Annotated in this window: 10 protein-coding genes; 4 read left to right on the top strand and 6 right to left on the bottom strand. The window is 57.0% G+C overall.

Features of this window, described 5'->3' with window-relative positions; translation table 11 throughout:
- Positions 1-73: 73 nt before the first annotated feature.
- The 6 genes from WNY39_RS13240 to WNY39_RS13265 all read right to left on the bottom strand — a co-directional run bounded on the left by WNY39_RS13240 (position 74) and on the right by WNY39_RS13265 (position 11,232).
- On the bottom strand, positions 74-2,512 hold the full coding sequence (locus WNY39_RS13240; protein WP_342846127.1) for a mechanosensitive ion channel domain-containing protein: 2,439 nt from the start codon (positions 2,510-2,512) through the stop codon (positions 74-76).
- Between the two features lie 261 nt (positions 2,513-2,773).
- Complete coding sequence (locus WNY39_RS13245; RefSeq protein ID WP_342846129.1) at positions 2,774-5,095, bottom strand: molybdopterin cofactor-binding domain-containing protein; 2,322 nt, start codon at positions 5,093-5,095, stop codon at positions 2,774-2,776.
- Positions 5,088-5,561 (bottom strand): (2Fe-2S)-binding protein, encoded by a 474-nt coding sequence (locus WNY39_RS13250; protein ID WP_341233591.1) that lies wholly within the window; start codon positions 5,559-5,561, stop codon positions 5,088-5,090. The genes WNY39_RS13245 and WNY39_RS13250 overlap by 8 nt, the downstream gene beginning before the upstream one ends.
- Positions 5,562-5,577: 16 nt before the next feature.
- Positions 5,578-6,879 carry a cytochrome c gene (locus WNY39_RS13255; protein WP_342846132.1) on the bottom strand — a complete coding sequence of 434 codons (1,302 nt, stop codon included), beginning with the start codon at positions 6,877-6,879 and terminating at the stop codon, positions 5,578-5,580.
- 218 nt (positions 6,880-7,097) lie between these two features.
- The gene (locus WNY39_RS13260; protein ID WP_342846134.1) at positions 7,098-10,151 is read right to left on the bottom strand and encodes an efflux RND transporter permease subunit; all 3,054 of its coding nucleotides are present in this window, start codon (positions 10,149-10,151) and stop codon (positions 7,098-7,100) included.
- A 4-nt stretch (positions 10,152-10,155) separates the two neighbouring features.
- A complete protein-coding gene (locus tag WNY39_RS13265; RefSeq protein ID WP_342846136.1) occupies positions 10,156-11,232 on the bottom strand; it encodes an efflux RND transporter periplasmic adaptor subunit in 1,077 nt (358 codons plus the stop codon).
- A gap of 112 nt (positions 11,233-11,344) precedes the next feature.
- Here WNY39_RS13265 and WNY39_RS13270 point away from each other — a divergent pair, with 112 nt between their 5' ends.
- The 4 genes from WNY39_RS13270 to WNY39_RS13285 all read left to right on the top strand — a co-directional run bounded on the left by WNY39_RS13270 (position 11,345) and on the right by WNY39_RS13285 (position 14,121).
- Positions 11,345-11,947, top strand: coding sequence for a TetR/AcrR family transcriptional regulator (locus tag WNY39_RS13270; protein WP_342846138.1), 603 nt, complete (start codon positions 11,345-11,347; stop codon positions 11,945-11,947).
- Positions 11,948-12,211: 264 nt separating this feature from the next.
- Positions 12,212-12,379: a hemin uptake protein HemP gene (locus WNY39_RS13275; protein WP_341233595.1), complete on the top strand. Its 168-nt coding sequence runs from the start codon at positions 12,212-12,214 to the stop codon at positions 12,377-12,379.
- Entirely contained in the window at positions 12,376-12,846 is a 471-nt protein-coding gene (locus WNY39_RS13280; protein ID WP_341233596.1) for a hypothetical protein, read from the top strand. The genes WNY39_RS13275 and WNY39_RS13280 overlap by 4 nt, the downstream gene beginning before the upstream one ends.
- A gap of 12 nt (positions 12,847-12,858) precedes the next feature.
- Positions 12,859-14,121 (top strand): imelysin family protein, encoded by a 1,263-nt coding sequence (locus tag WNY39_RS13285; RefSeq protein ID WP_342846141.1) that lies wholly within the window; start codon positions 12,859-12,861, stop codon positions 14,119-14,121.
- The last annotated feature ends 14 nt before the right edge of the window (positions 14,122-14,135 follow it).

The raw sequence follows: 14,135 nt of genomic DNA on the forward strand, positions 1-14,135 counted from the left end.
CCACTGGCCGATTAACAAAAAAGCCCCCCGCTTCGATGTAAAGCGGGGGGCTTTTTCTATCTGCTGAATGGCCTTAACGCTCTGCGCCGCCTTCTGCATCATTCGTATCATCACTGTCAGGCACATCGTCCTTCTTGATCTGCTTGGTCTTGCTTTTCTTGGGCGATGACTTTTCGTTTTTCTGGGGGCCTTCGATCTTGAACGGCTGGGTGGTGCCATCCTTGTTTTCGCCCAGCCAGATGGTTTGCTGTGGGAACGGAATTTCAATGCCGCGTTCGTCAAACACCATCTTGAGATACCCATTAAACATCCGGCCAATTGTCCATTGCTTGCCGGGTTTGGTCTTCATCCGCGTGCGCAGCACAACCGCGCTGTCGCCCAAGGATTGCACACCGAACCATTCCAATTCACTGATGATGTCATCAGCGATATCAGGCTCGTTTTTGGTCATGCGGTCAAAGGCCTCGAACATGGCTTGCTTGGCCTCTTCGATATTCTCGCGGTAGGCGATACCCATGTCGGTGACGGTATAGGCAAAGCCGCGCATGTAGTTGCTGACCATATCCACCGTCGAAAACGGGATCATGTGGAACACGCCCTGCACATCGCGCAGCGATACCGACCGCACAGACAGCTTTTCAACTGTCCCGGTGGTGCCGCCCACCGTGATCACATCGCCGACGTTGATGACGTTTTCAAACTGGATGAAAATACCGGTGATGATGTCCTGGACCATCTTTTGCGCACCAAAACCGATGGCCAGACCCAACACCCCAGCCGACGCCAGCAGCGGGCCGATATCCAGACCAATCTCGCTTAGTACAAACATCAGCGTCAGGATGATCAACGCAATCGTCGCGGCATTGCGCATCAGGCCCCACAATGTCGTCTCGCGGGATGTTGGCACCGCGCCATATTCGGGGTTCAGTTTGTAATCGACAAAGGATGTCAGGGCCAACCAGATGCCAAAGGCTACAGTCAGGATCAACCCGACCGAGATCAGGGCCGTGGTCACCGCCAGCCCGAATTTGCTTTCCAGCCAGCCTTTCATGTCGATCATGCCGATGACATCCAACGCGAACATCAGCACGCAGATCAAAAGGATTAACCGCAGCGCACTGAACGCCCGTGGGACAAAGGTGTTGATCCGACGTTCAAGCAGCGGCAGCTTTTCGTTGATGTCTTGGGGCAGTGAAATGCCGCGATGAACGGCGCGTGCCAGCACGCCGGACAGCAAAGCCGCGATAATGATCGCCGCCAGAATTTTGCCCGACCCCACGATAGCGTTCCATGTGACATCAGCCGGTTGGGTCATCACGACAATGAACATCGCGGCGATATAGGCCAAGACGACCCAGTGCCAGATGCCGGCGAGCGCCCGCAGGAACCGCATGATGAAGCTGTCCTTGCGGTCCTGCACGGGGGGCTGTTCCGCGGTGGCGGGCTGATCGGGGTTTGGTTCATCTTGCAGCCAGAGGGCCACATCCTTGCGGCGGCGCAGGACGACATAGACCAGATAGAGCAGCACAATCACCGACAGCAGCGCAGATACGGCAGAAGCAGCTGCGGCGTTTACGTTCTGGTTGATAATCGGCACGATCAGCAATTGGCCATAGCCCAGCACGCTGACGACAACGCCAAGATACAGGTTCAAAACCCGCGCCGCGAAATCGCTAACCGGAACAATGCGCAAGCCGGATGCAACGGGCGAAAGGAATGCGCGGATCACGACTTTGGTCATTTCGACCAGCAAAAATGCGTTGAGGTATAGCGATTGTGTGATGCCAATCTCGCCGGACTCTCCGATCACCAAAAGGGCAATCAAATAGCCCGCTGCCCATGCAACGATCACGATGAAAGCATCAAGCAGGTTTGACCGGATGAACAACACGATAGAGCGGAAAATGCCGACATTTTCAGCCCGCTCGCCCATGCGCGTATAAAGGCGACGGGCAAAGTAGCGCAGGACAAAGAAAATGGCGAAGGTGATCGCGATCACCGCCAAAAGGCTTGGAAGTACGTCGATCAGCACGGAAAGCTCGGTCCCGCTTAGGCCGGAAAGAACGCCCTCGCCCCCGGTGACACCGCCCTTGAGCGATGCCCAGAACGCCGTCACCGTCGCGGCAGAGCTTTCGACGAATTCTTGGGTGGTTGTGGCGATCTGGCCGACAATCGACATGCTTTCTTCGCCTGCGGTTTCGGTGCTGGTTTCATCCTTTGCCGCTTTTTCGCCTTCGTTTTCTGGCGTGACGGTCTTTTCCAGATCCGCGATCAGTTCGGCGCGGGCGTCATCGTCTTTCAGAACTTCAAGCAGGGTCGCCAGCGGCGTTTTATCACCCTTGGATGCCGTGTCCGAGCTTGCGTCGCTTGAGCTGGACCCACCACCGCCGGTGAACAGCGATTGCGCCTGTGTTGAAATCGGGAATAGCGATAACAGATTGACTATGATGACCGCCGCAATAAGCTGTAGAATTTTGCCGGGGTGGGCAGTTGCCTTGGAAAGGTTATTCATTGTCACTCTCTTTTTCAGACCGATTGATCACGCACAGGGGGCGCGCCGCGCCCGCCGAATGGGCTGGTGCCTTATGGGGGGAGCGGGCTGTAAAGAAAAGTAAGTTGTTTGGTGTAAATGTCGACCATTTGCAGGGTCGAAGGGATCAATTGGCCCTATCAACGATGCTTGGGGCAGATCCACTTAAGGCAAATTTTAAGGGGGGGGCTGTGCAGCAACGATGCTGACAGGTGCCCGGTTGCCCGGACACCTGAGTTAGATTTACGCGTTGATCGCGGCCAGAATATCATCTGGGCGGATCGGCAATTGGCGCATGCGTGCGCCGACCGCGTTATAAATCGCGTTGGCAATCGCGGGGGCGATCACGGTCGTGCCGGGTTCGCCCAGACCGACAGGTACTTCCGTGCTGTCAACAAAGGCGATTTCCATGTCAGGCGTGTCGATCATCCGCAGCGGGGTGTAGGTGCCAAGATTGCGGTCAACGACATTGCCATCTTCAAACAACGTCCCTTCATACAGCGCCATCGACAGACCCCAGAGCGCCGCACCCTCGCATTGGGCGCGGGCACTATCAGGGTCCACAACGGTGCCGCAATCAAATGCCAGCCACATCTTTTGCACGTCAATTTCACCAGTCGCGCGATCAACGTGAAGCTTTACGGCACCTGCTGTCCAAGTTGGCATGCTGCGCGATTGGCCGAACGTGGTGGCAATCCCGATGGCCGTGTCGGCAGGCAGATCGGTTGATCCATAGCCCGACATCTCGGCCACCTTTTGCAAAACGTTTGCCTGACGTGATGCACCGCCAACGGCATTCGGTGCAGACCCGGCGTTATAGCCTTGGGCCTTCAGGTGCTGAAGACGGAACTCCAACGGATCAGCTTTGATCTGGTGGGCCGCCTCGTCCATGAAACTTTCCACGGCAAAGTTGGTCCAGCCCGGCCCGACAGACCGCAGCCAGCCGGGGCGGAAGGTTTGGTTCGCCAGATCGTTCGAGATCGCCCGCACCTGATGTGCGCCCACTGAATACCAGTGATCCGCCCCATCAATCGCAAAGGGGTCATACGGTTGGCCGTTCACACCATTGGGCATAAACGACGGCACCACGACACCTGTGGGCCAGCCCGCAGCGGCGTGATGTTCCATGCCGACGACTTGCTGATTGTCGTCAAAGGCCATGCGCAGTTTTTGCACGCTGGGCGAACGGGGGCTGTCAAATTGCGCATCATCCTCGCGGAAGAACACCAGCTTGACCGGTTTGCCGCCAATCGCCTTTGAGGCAAGCGCCGCAGGCACCGTATAATCCCCGTTCAAACGCCGGCCAAAGCCACCACCGAGCATATAGGTCCGCATCACGATCTTATCGACAGGCGCGTCGAGCGCTGCTGAAAGCGTGGGCAGAATAAGCGATTGCCATTGGTTGCCCGTGTGGATTTCCCAAATACCGTCTTGGTTTTGAAAGGCGGTCGCGTTCACCGGCTCAAGCTGAAAGTGCAGCACGGTCTGCGTGGTATATTCAGCCTCGATCACATTTGCCGCGCCTTCAAAGGCGGACGTGGTATCAGGTGTTTCAGTGTGCAGAATGGCCCCAGCGGACGCATCGCCGATCAACTCGCGGGACCGCGCGTTGATGTCGGCCTCGGACACGCCAGCGGTTTCGCCTGCATCCCAGTTTACCGTGATCGCCTGCGACGCCCATTTGGCCGCCATCAGCGTTTCACCCAAAACAACGACCCAGCCCTGCACGGTGCCCGACGGATCATCCAGTGTCAGCGTTTGCAAGTACCCTTTGACGTCCTTGGCCGCGCTGTCATCAACGGAGGTGACCGATGATCCCAGACGTGTGGGCGGCAACAGCGGCACGCCATAAACCATCCCGTCAACCTTGGCATCCAGACCATAGATTGCCTGACCGTTGGTCTTGGTCCCGATGTCCAGCGCGGTCACGTCCTTGCCGACCAAACGCAATTCGGAATGCGGCTTAAGCGGCAGCGCCTTCAGCTCGTCTTCGGTAAAGCTGCGGGTCAGACCGCCGCTGACCAGCTCTGCATAGGTGATGCTGTTGGTACCATCTGTGATAGTCCCCTCGCGGGCCGTACAGGTGGCTGGATCAACGCCCCATTTTTCAGCGGCGGCTTCGATCAGCGCAACACGTCCGGCAGCCCCGGCTTGGCGGTAAACCGGCCAGCTTTGCCAGACCGACCAGCTGCCGCCGGTGACCATAAGGCCCCATTTTTCGGCTGTGTCGACGTGGGTGATATTCACGTTTTCCCATGCGACCTCAAGCTCGTCCGCGAGGATCCGCGCGATGGCAGTGCCAACGTGTTGGCCCATTTCAGCGCGGATGATGTTGACGTTCACCTTGCCCTCGCTGTCGATCCAATACCACAAGGACGGCTCGAACGTTTCGCCAGTGGGGGCGACCGGCACGCCGTCAGCGGCGGCGGGGTCCATCGCGGCAAGCGACGCGCGGGGGAACCCGAATGCAACGCCAGCGGCGGTCATCGAGACAAGGAAACCGCGACGGCTAAGCTCTGCCGGTTTGGCGGTGTTGGTGAGGCGTGAAAGCAATTTATTACCCATTATCTTGCGCTCCTGTCATTGCGGTCGCAGCTTCGCGAACGGCTTTGCGAATGCGCGGATATGTCATGCACCGGCACAGGTTGCCGGTCATGACGGCATCAATGTCGTCATCGGTGGGGTCGGGGATGTCTTGCAACAATGCAGCAGCTTGCATGATCTGACCCGATTGGCAGTAGCCACATTGGGGCACGCGCAAGTTGCGCCATGCTTCTTGCACCGGGTGATTGGATTGTTCATCCAGCCCTTCGATGGTGGTCACGCTGGTTCCGGCGACATCAGACAGCGGTGTGATGCACGACCGCGTGGCGCGCCCGCCAACGTGAACCGTACAGGCCCCGCACATGCCAATGCCACATCCGAATTTTGTACCCGTTAAACCGACTTCGTCACGGATGGCCCACAGCAGGGGTGTATCAGGATCTGCGTCGACGCTAACATCGCGTCCGTTGATCTGAAATTTTATCATCTTGTCTTCCTTTAGATTAGTGTGCGGTGGGACCGTTCACACGGATATCAGCAACCGTATCGGCCAGATTTGGCCAGTCGGGTTTGCCTGCGCGGTTGCTGCGCAGATAGGCGGCAATCGCGGTGATTTCGTCGTCGTTCAGCGCGCCACGAAAGCCCGGCATCACAACGCCCGGAATACCCTCGGGGCCGTTGACGCCGTCCAGCATGACGTGGATCAGGTTATTGGGCTGTTCCATATTGGTGGCAGAGTTGATGCCCAAGTCGGGACGGCCTTGGCGAATTTGCTCGACGTTATAGTGGCACGAGGCACAGGCCGTGGCGTACAGCCGTTCGCCTAAGTCGCGACGATACTGCGGGTCGGGTTGGTTGCGTTGCAGGCTGGCCAAGACGACTTCGCTTTGTGCAGGATCATCGTCGGTCGCCCCGACCTTGTCCGCCAGATACACGGCCAATGCGTCCATGTCGCTTTCGGGCAATTCGCGCACGCCTTCGTGGACAACCGGGCCCATGGGGCCGGCAGCGACCCCGTGATAGGTCGTTGTGCCGTCAATCAGATATGTTTTGAATTCAGCCGCAGTCCAAGGCACCGCAGACGCGTTGGCAGCTGTCAGGGCAGGGGCGTTCCAGCGGTCAATCTCGGCCCCGGCGTATTGCTGCGATTGTTTTTCGGCACCCAGCAAGTTGCGTGGCGTGTGACATGCCCCGCAGTGGGTCAGCCCCTCGGCAAGATAGGCGCCACGGTTCCACGCCTCCGAATGGGTCGGGTCCGGTTCGTATTGGCCAAAGTCGGCAAACAGCAGTTTCCATCCGGCCTGCAAGAACCTTTGGTCCAGCGGGAAGGGCAGTTCGTTTTCTTTCTGAACGGTTTTGACCGGTTCGACCTCGGTCATGATGTAGGCATAGATCGCATCCACGTCTTCATCTGTCATTTTGGTAAAGTGATCATAGGGGAAGGCAGGGAACAGATGGCGGCCTTCGCGGTCGACACCTTCGTGCATGGCGCGGCGGAATGCGGCGGGGGAATATGACCCGATGCCTGTTTCCACGTCAGGCGTCAGATTGGTGGAATAGATCGTACCAAACCCGGTATCCATCGCATAGTTGCCCGCATATGCTGGGCCGTCGGCAGCCGTGTGGCAGGTGGCGCAATATCCAGCCGCAGCCAGAATGCGGCCCTTTTCGACGGCGTCAGGATCAAATTCATCGCGCTGATCGGCAGTGATCGGATCAATCGGTGACTTATATGCGTAGACGCCAAACCCCAATGCCCCGATGACCCCTAGGGCAATAGCTCCGAGGAAGATTTTTTTCAGCATGGGGATATCCTTGATCTGTTGGCGCGCGTTTGGCTTGCGAGGGTGTCGAAAATTAACACCGCTGAGATCAACGAAGGGGATGCCCGGAAAGTTCCGGGAAATATCAAAAAGATAATTGGTATTTGGCGGGTACCCATACCCACCCGGTAACCGCGCCCCTCCGCACGCCCAAGCGGGGTGCGGAGGGGGCCGTTTGATCCCGCCGAAGTAATCCGTCTTTAGGCGGCTTGCGCCTCGGCCACGCGTTCTTTGCGCAGATAGGTGTGGTACAAGACCGGCACCCCGATCAGGGTAAGCACCGAAGCAAAGCCAAGGCCCGCCATAATCGTCACCGCCATCGCGGCAAAGAACCCATCATAAAGCAATGGGATCATACCAAGGATCGTCGTGCCAGCGGCCAAGATCACAGGACGCAAACGCGAAACGCTGGCCTTGATGATCGCCTCTTTCTGAGGGAGCCCTTCGGCCTTTTGCACGTCGATTTCCTCGACCAGAACAATCGCGTTTTTGATCAGCATCCCTGACAGGGCGAGCAGCCCCAAAAGCGCGGTAAAGCTGAACGCCAACCCAGTGAAGAGCAGACCCAGCGACACACCGATGATAGACATCGGTACAATCGTCCAGATCACAGCCGTCTGACGCAGCTTGCCGAACAGCAGGATCGTGATCAGCAGCATCGTGCCAAAGCTAAGCGGCATTTGCTTGCCCAGCGATTCCTGCGCATTGCCTGCGCTTTCAAATTCACCGCCCCATTCGAGGGAATAGCCGGGGGGCAGTTCAATCCCCTCGATCTGGCTGCGAATTTCGGGAAAGACGGTTGGCGGGGTCAGGCCGTCGATGACGTTGGCATTTACCGTAATCGTCTGCACCCGGTTACGCCGCTCGATCACGGGGTTCTGGGTCACAACCTCGAACCCGTCGATCACTTGGATCAGGGGCAGGTAATCCTGAATGGCACCGGAATAGACAATCTGATCCAACAGCTGGCCGTCGCGGGCTGTTTCACTGCGCGGGGTGCGCACAATGATGTCGATCAGCCGGTCGCGTTCGCGGTAGGTGCCTGCGGGAATGCCGTTGGTGGCAAGCGCAATTGCATTGGATACATCACTGCGCGAAATGCCTGCGGCCTGCGCGCGATCCTCGGCGTAAAGCGGTCTGGTCACGATCTCTTGCTCGCGCCAGTCGATGTATTCGCTGTGCAGATTTGGCGTCGCGGTGGCGAGGATTTCCTTGGCCTCGTTCGCCAATTCCCGCAGTACATCCGCGTCTGGCCCGGAAAACCGTGCTGCGATATCCGAGCTGACGGGCGGGCCAAAGATGATCCGTTTCGACTGCAGTTCGGCCCAAGGCAGGGTATTGATCACGAATTGATCCAGATCGGCACGCAAGGCGGGGATGGCGTCGTTGGTTTTCGCGCGGATCACCAGTTGCGCAAACGAGCTGTCGGAATCCGGTGCCGCATAGGTCAGCATAAACCGGCTAAGCCCTTTGCCAATCGTGGTCGTCACGGCATCGACATCGTCGCGCGCCGCCAGCCAGTCTTCGACGATTTTCACGTCTTCCGAAGTCGTCTCGATCGAGGTGCCCTGCGCGCCTTTGTATTCAAGATAGAACAGTGGCGTGGTGGCCGGTGGAAAGAACTGCTGCTTTACGTTGCCAAATGCGATGACGCTGGCGACTGTGGTGCCGAGAAGGGCGGCAATCACCAGCCAGCGCACCTTGAGCGCCGACCGAACAAGCCAGCCATAGCTGCGGAAAACCGGTCCGTCATAGCCGCTGTCATCAGCGGCCAATCCGCCAACCTTGAACATATAATGCCCAAGCAACGGCGTGATGGTCACGGCGACCAGCCACGACAACATCAGTGAAATGGTGATCACGGCGAACAGCGAGAACATGAATTCGCCTGACGCATCCGGCGACAGCCCGATCCCGGCAAAGGCCATGACACCGATCACAGTCGCCCCCAATAGCGGTATCTGAGTCTTGTTCGCGGCGCTGTCAGCGGCATCTTTTGACGACCGCCCTTTGCGCATATCTTGTTGCATGCCTTCGGCGATTACGATGGCATTATCCACCAACATCCCCATCGCGATGATCAACGCACCCAGACTGATCCGTTCGACTTTGACCTCGAACAGGTACATGAAAAAGAACGTCGCCAGAACGGTAAGCAGCAGCGAAACCCCGACAACAACCGCTGCACGGGGACCCATAAAGATGGCGAGAACCGCGATCACCACACCCACAGAAAGCGCGAGCGAGACGAGGAAACTGCCGTTGGATTCCTCAACAACGCGGTGTTGTTCATAAATCGGTTCTATCGTGACGCCGATGGGCAACATCGTTTGCAGCTTTTCTAATTCGGCCTCGACACGGTGGCCCACTGCCACGATGTTTTCGGACGACAGGCCGGATACGCCCATGGAGAATACCTCATGCCCATTGTGGCGCAGTATATGTTCCGGCTCGTCAACGCGGCCGCGGCTGACGCTGGCAATATCAAGCAGGTTCATCACCTCGCCCTGAAAACCGAAGGTAAGGCCGCTAATCTCGCTGACGCTGTCCTCGGCCGAGGGGGCCGCCACGCGCAAATTGCTGGTGCCGTTCGATACAAAGCCGGTTGGGTTAATCTCGGTAGAGGCGCTGATCGCCCCGATGATCAGGCTGGGATCAACGCCAAGCGACGATAGAATTTGCGACGAAGGCTCAACGAATATGGCCTCTTCGGGCAGTCCTTGGATCTGGACATTTGCCACACCATCGACGGTCAATAGGTTACGGCGCAGATATGTTGATATCTCCCAGATTTCAGCATCGGAGAAGCCGGGGGCCGACACCGCGTATAAAATGCCGTAAACATCGCCAAAGTCATCATTCACGGTCGAGGGTAAAGCACTCTCCGGCAGGTCTGCCCGCGCATCAGAGACGCGGTCGCGCAGATCGTCCCAGACCTGAATAAGCTCATCCCCGCCATATGTATCCTGAACTTCGACCTCGATCACCGAAAGGCCGTGGGTGTTGCGCGATGTGACCTTTTTGATCTCGTCCATCTGCTGGATTTCAGCCTCCAGCACCTCGGATACCTCGGTCGAGACTTCGGCGGCATCGGCACCGGGGTAGGGGGTAATGACCAGCGCGCTTTTCAGCGTGAATGTGGGGTCTTCGAGCTTGCCAACGGATAGATAGCCAAAGGCACCGCCAAACAGTGCAAACAAAATGAATATCCAAGTGTAGATTGGATACTGAATCGAAAAGCGTGCAATTTTCATCAGATCAATCCGCGCTTAGCCCGGCATAGGGCCGTACTGTTTCGCCAGCGCGTAGCAGATGCGCCCCCGCAGCCACGATTTGTGTATCAGGGTCCAGCCCGGACAGCGTGATGTCGGTGCCGGTAACCGATCCGATCTCGACATCTTGCCAATCAACCGTGCCGGTTTTTGCGTCACTGGCGGGGGTGTAAACCATCACTTTAGTGGTGTCGCCGTCGATCGTCACCGCAGATGGCGGCACGATTGCGATAGGGCTATGGGCGGCATCCATCGTTGCAGTAACTGTCATCGACGCACCGGGAATGATCGCAGGGCTGACTATATCATCTGGCAGGGCAAAGGTGACGCGATAGCTTTGGCCGATGCTTTGCGTTTCCGCGTTGAATTCACGCAGCTCAAGCGGAACCTCGGTGGCGAAAAGCGGGGACACACCGGTAAAGGTCAGGCCGCCCGTGGCATCACGTTGCTGGAACAGCCGCTCGGGCACGTCGATTTCCACACGTACTTCGGACATGTCATGCAGGCGCACGATGGCCTGACCGGGGGACACATTGGCAAAGTTCGGGGTCAGCCGCGATGCGACCAGCGCGCGGAACGGAACAATTAATGTGGCATCATCCAAGTCGTCTTGCGCTTCTTCCAAAGCAACCTCGGCAAGATCACGGGTGGTCTTGGAATCCTCGACCTGCGTTTCGGCGACGGTGTTGGACTGGGCCAGTTTTTGCGACCGGACATAATCACGTTCTGATTGTTCTAACTGCAGCCGCGCACGCTCAACAGCGCGTTCAAAAGGGGCACGATCTAGTGCTGCAATCTGTGTGCCGGCCTCGATAAACTCGCCTTCCTGGGCGTCGAAGGATACCAGCCGCCCGCCAACCTCAAAGGATACGTCGACAGTTTCCTTGGCGACGATCTGCCCGAAAAAGACCCGTTTGTCTGGCTGTGCAGATCCGCTTGGCGTGATCAGTTTCACCGCCCGCATCGGTGCCGGATCCCCCGACGGCGTCAAAACAGCCGCGTCTTGGGCGAGACCTGCCAGAGGTAAAAGACAGATAATTGCGGTTAAAACAGGTTTAATCATGCCGGGCTCCTGATGAGTACTGGCTGGTACTTAAACCGTTTGACATCATGTGCAAGGCAACTAAGTACTGTTTAGTACTTTGAGTGCGATAAAAATACAATTTGGTGTAGTTATGTGTATGGTTTCTGCCGAGATTAGAATTTTGAATGCGGCCCGTGATTTGTTTTTTCAACACGGGTTTTCCGACGTGTCCACCGATATGCTGGCACGAGAGGCCGCGGTGTCAAAGGCCACTATTTATAGATATTTTGAGAATATGGCCGATATCCTGCGCCGTCTGACCGAGGTCGAGACGGCCAAGATCAGCGGTACGGATCAGCCGAAAATTGAAACGCGCGAGGACCTGCAAGACGCGTTGACGCAATTCGGCATGCGTTTGCTAAATTTCTTGAATCAGAGTGATACAATCGAGTTTGGCCGCCTGATCCACGAGGAAGCGCGCAAGAATCCTGACATGGGGCAAGCGTTTTTTCTGACGGCATATGGCAAGACGCATGATGCGCTTACCCGGATTATCCAAGAGGCTGCGGATAACGGCCTGCTGACCCTGACGGCAACACCCCAAGATATTGCCGAGGATCTCATGGCGCTGTTTACGGGGTCGGGGATGAAGCGTGCGATGCTCGGCGTTTGCGACAAACCTTATGATGGCCTTGACTGCAACGTCGATCGCGCAGTGCACACCATAATGACGGTATACGCGACGAAAGGCTGAGACCCAGCCTTCGATGCGTTGGCGAATTTTCGCGAAAAACGGGAAATTATTTAATCCGACTAATTTTGTCGGATTGACATACCTTACTAAATAAATCAGGAAAGACCTCATGCAAGCCATCCCGATTCCGATTGCGGTTCTGGCAATAGATTCGATAAGCGAGGTCTTTTTTGAAATGTTATTCACGGCACCACTGGTATCCTTGAACTTTGGCGCACAGGTTCGCGCGCCAAGCAAACTCCCAGTCTTTGCAGGAGCAGCCTCATGAGCCTTCAGCAAAGCCCGCCCCAGACGACAGCACATCAATCTGCGTTGCCAACCTATGATGCCCGCGACCTGACCCAAAGCGGTGAGCTGGCGCATATCGTGCTCGAAGAACAAATCTATACGTTGCGGATCACCCGCGCTGGCAAATTGATTTTAACGAAATGACAGAGCCACGGCAAAATCGCGGTGGCGCGCCGGTTGGTTATGTGACCGAGCTTGATCATATCGGCGCGGCATCGGTTATCTTTTTGCGGCTTTGGTCAGATGGCGCGGATGCGCAGGCCAAGGTCTGGAAAGATCTTTCGGCGGCATTGGGCCCGGTTAGGGGCCGCAAAGCGCTGCAATCCTTTGAACAGCTGTGCAACCTATGTGCCCGCCACGGGCGCAGGCCGCTGATGCGCCATTCGGTGCAGTGCAAATGCCTCGGTGCCGATGAATCCTGCTTCGCGAATTTCGTCACATCGGCGGCAGATGGCGAACACGAAGACGCGATGCTGATTGCGACTTTACTCGTTCGGGCCGACGTGGCACCGCTTATCGTATCCTGTGCTGCCGATTTCGGCTTGGCGCTAAAGCGGATGCATCTGGCAACCGCGCCAATCCCGACAGCCTACCCCACAACCTTACATTAAAAGGACGGTCCCATGACGCGTATGACATTTATGACAACAGTCGCCGCACTGGCGCTCGCGACACCTGCATTGGCAGTAGAAAAGTCCGAGGTGCTGAACACCTATGTCACGATCGCGCAGGCCAATTATCAGGACAGCTTGATCACAGCGGAGCGCCTGCAGGCTGCCGTGAATACATTGCTGGATGCTCCGTCTGCTGAAAACTTGACCGCCGCGCGTGCGGCCTGGCTTGAGGCGCGCGTCCCTTACCAGCAAACCGAGGTTTACCGCTTCGGCAATGCCATCGTCGATGACTGGGAGGGTAAGGTGAATGCTTGGCCACTGGACGAGGGGCTGATCGACTATGTTGATGCGTCCTATGGCGGTGCGTCGGACGAGAATGAATTCGCAGTCCTGAACGTCGTGGCAAGCCCCAAGTTCACGTTGTCCGGCAATGACATCGACGCGACCGCGATCACACCAGCGCTGTTGTCAGAGACGTTGCACGAAGCTGACGGTATCGAATCCAACGTGGCCACAGGGTATCACGCGATTGAATTTCTGCTGTGGGGCCAAGACCTGAATGGCAACGACCACGGCGCGGGCGACCGTTCTTGGACGGATTATGCTACGGGCGATGACTGCACAAACGGCAACTGTGACCGTCGCGGTGCCTATCTGAAAGCCGCCACCGATCTGTTGGTATCTGATCTTGAATGGATGGCCGCACAATGGGCCGATAACGGTGACGCGCGCACCACGCTTTTGGCTGACGAAAATGCAGGTTTGGCCGCAATGCTGACCGGTATGGGATCGTTGTCCTATGGCGAACAGGCGGGCGAGCGCATGCGTCTGGGGCTTATGCTGAATGACCCCGAAGAAGAGCATGACTGTTTCTCGGACAACACACATAACAGCCACTACTACGATGGGATGGGCGTTCAAAACGTCTATCTTGGCGAATATGTGCGCGTTGACGGCACGCTGGTGTCCGGTCCGTCGCTGTCGGATATGGTTGCCGAAGCGGATGCTAGCCTTGATGCAGAAATGCTCAGTAAGCTGAGCACGACGATGATGGCCTTGGGCCGCATCAAAACGGCAGCCGAGGCTGGTTTTTCCTATGATCAGATGCTGGAACGCGGCAATGAAGCTGGCGAAGCGTTGGTCATGGGTGGTGTGAATGGCTTGATTGATCAGACCCGTTCGATTGAGCGCGTCGTGAAAACGCTTGGTCTTGATCAAATCGCATTTGAAGGCTCAGACAGCCTTGATGATCCAAACGCAGTGTTCCAATAAGCGGCTCGGTCAGC

The sequence above is a fragment of the Sulfitobacter sp. AS59 genome (assembly GCF_038899995.1).
GTDB lineage: Bacteria > Pseudomonadota > Alphaproteobacteria > Rhodobacterales > Rhodobacteraceae > Sulfitobacter.

Bases quoted from the DNA above. Each gene is read 5' to 3' on its own strand.
- WNY39_RS13250 (WP_341233591.1), bottom strand. From the start codon at position 5,561: ATGATAAAATTTCAGATCAACGGACGCGATGTTAGCGTCGACGCAGAT.
- WNY39_RS13255 (WP_342846132.1), bottom strand. From the start codon at position 6,879: ATGCTGAAAAAAATCTTCCTCGGAGCTATTGCCCTAGGGGTCATCGGG.
- WNY39_RS13265 (WP_342846136.1), bottom strand. From the start codon at position 11,232: ATGATTAAACCTGTTTTAACCGCAATTATCTGTCTTTTACCTCTGGCA.
- WNY39_RS13275 (WP_341233595.1), top strand. From the start codon at position 12,212: ATGAGCCTTCAGCAAAGCCCGCCCCAGACGACAGCACATCAATCTGCG.
- WNY39_RS13280 (WP_341233596.1), top strand. From the start codon at position 12,376: ATGACAGAGCCACGGCAAAATCGCGGTGGCGCGCCGGTTGGTTATGTG.
- WNY39_RS13270 (WP_342846138.1), top strand. From the start codon at position 11,345: ATGTGTATGGTTTCTGCCGAGATTAGAATTTTGAATGCGGCCCGTGAT.
- WNY39_RS13245 (WP_342846129.1), bottom strand. From the start codon at position 5,095: ATGGGTAATAAATTGCTTTCACGCCTCACCAACACCGCCAAACCGGCA.
- WNY39_RS13285 (WP_342846141.1), top strand. From the start codon at position 12,859: ATGACGCGTATGACATTTATGACAACAGTCGCCGCACTGGCGCTCGCG.
- WNY39_RS13260 (WP_342846134.1), bottom strand. From the start codon at position 10,151: ATGAAAATTGCACGCTTTTCGATTCAGTATCCAATCTACACTTGGATA.
- WNY39_RS13240 (WP_342846127.1), bottom strand. From the start codon at position 2,512: ATGAATAACCTTTCCAAGGCAACTGCCCACCCCGGCAAAATTCTACAG.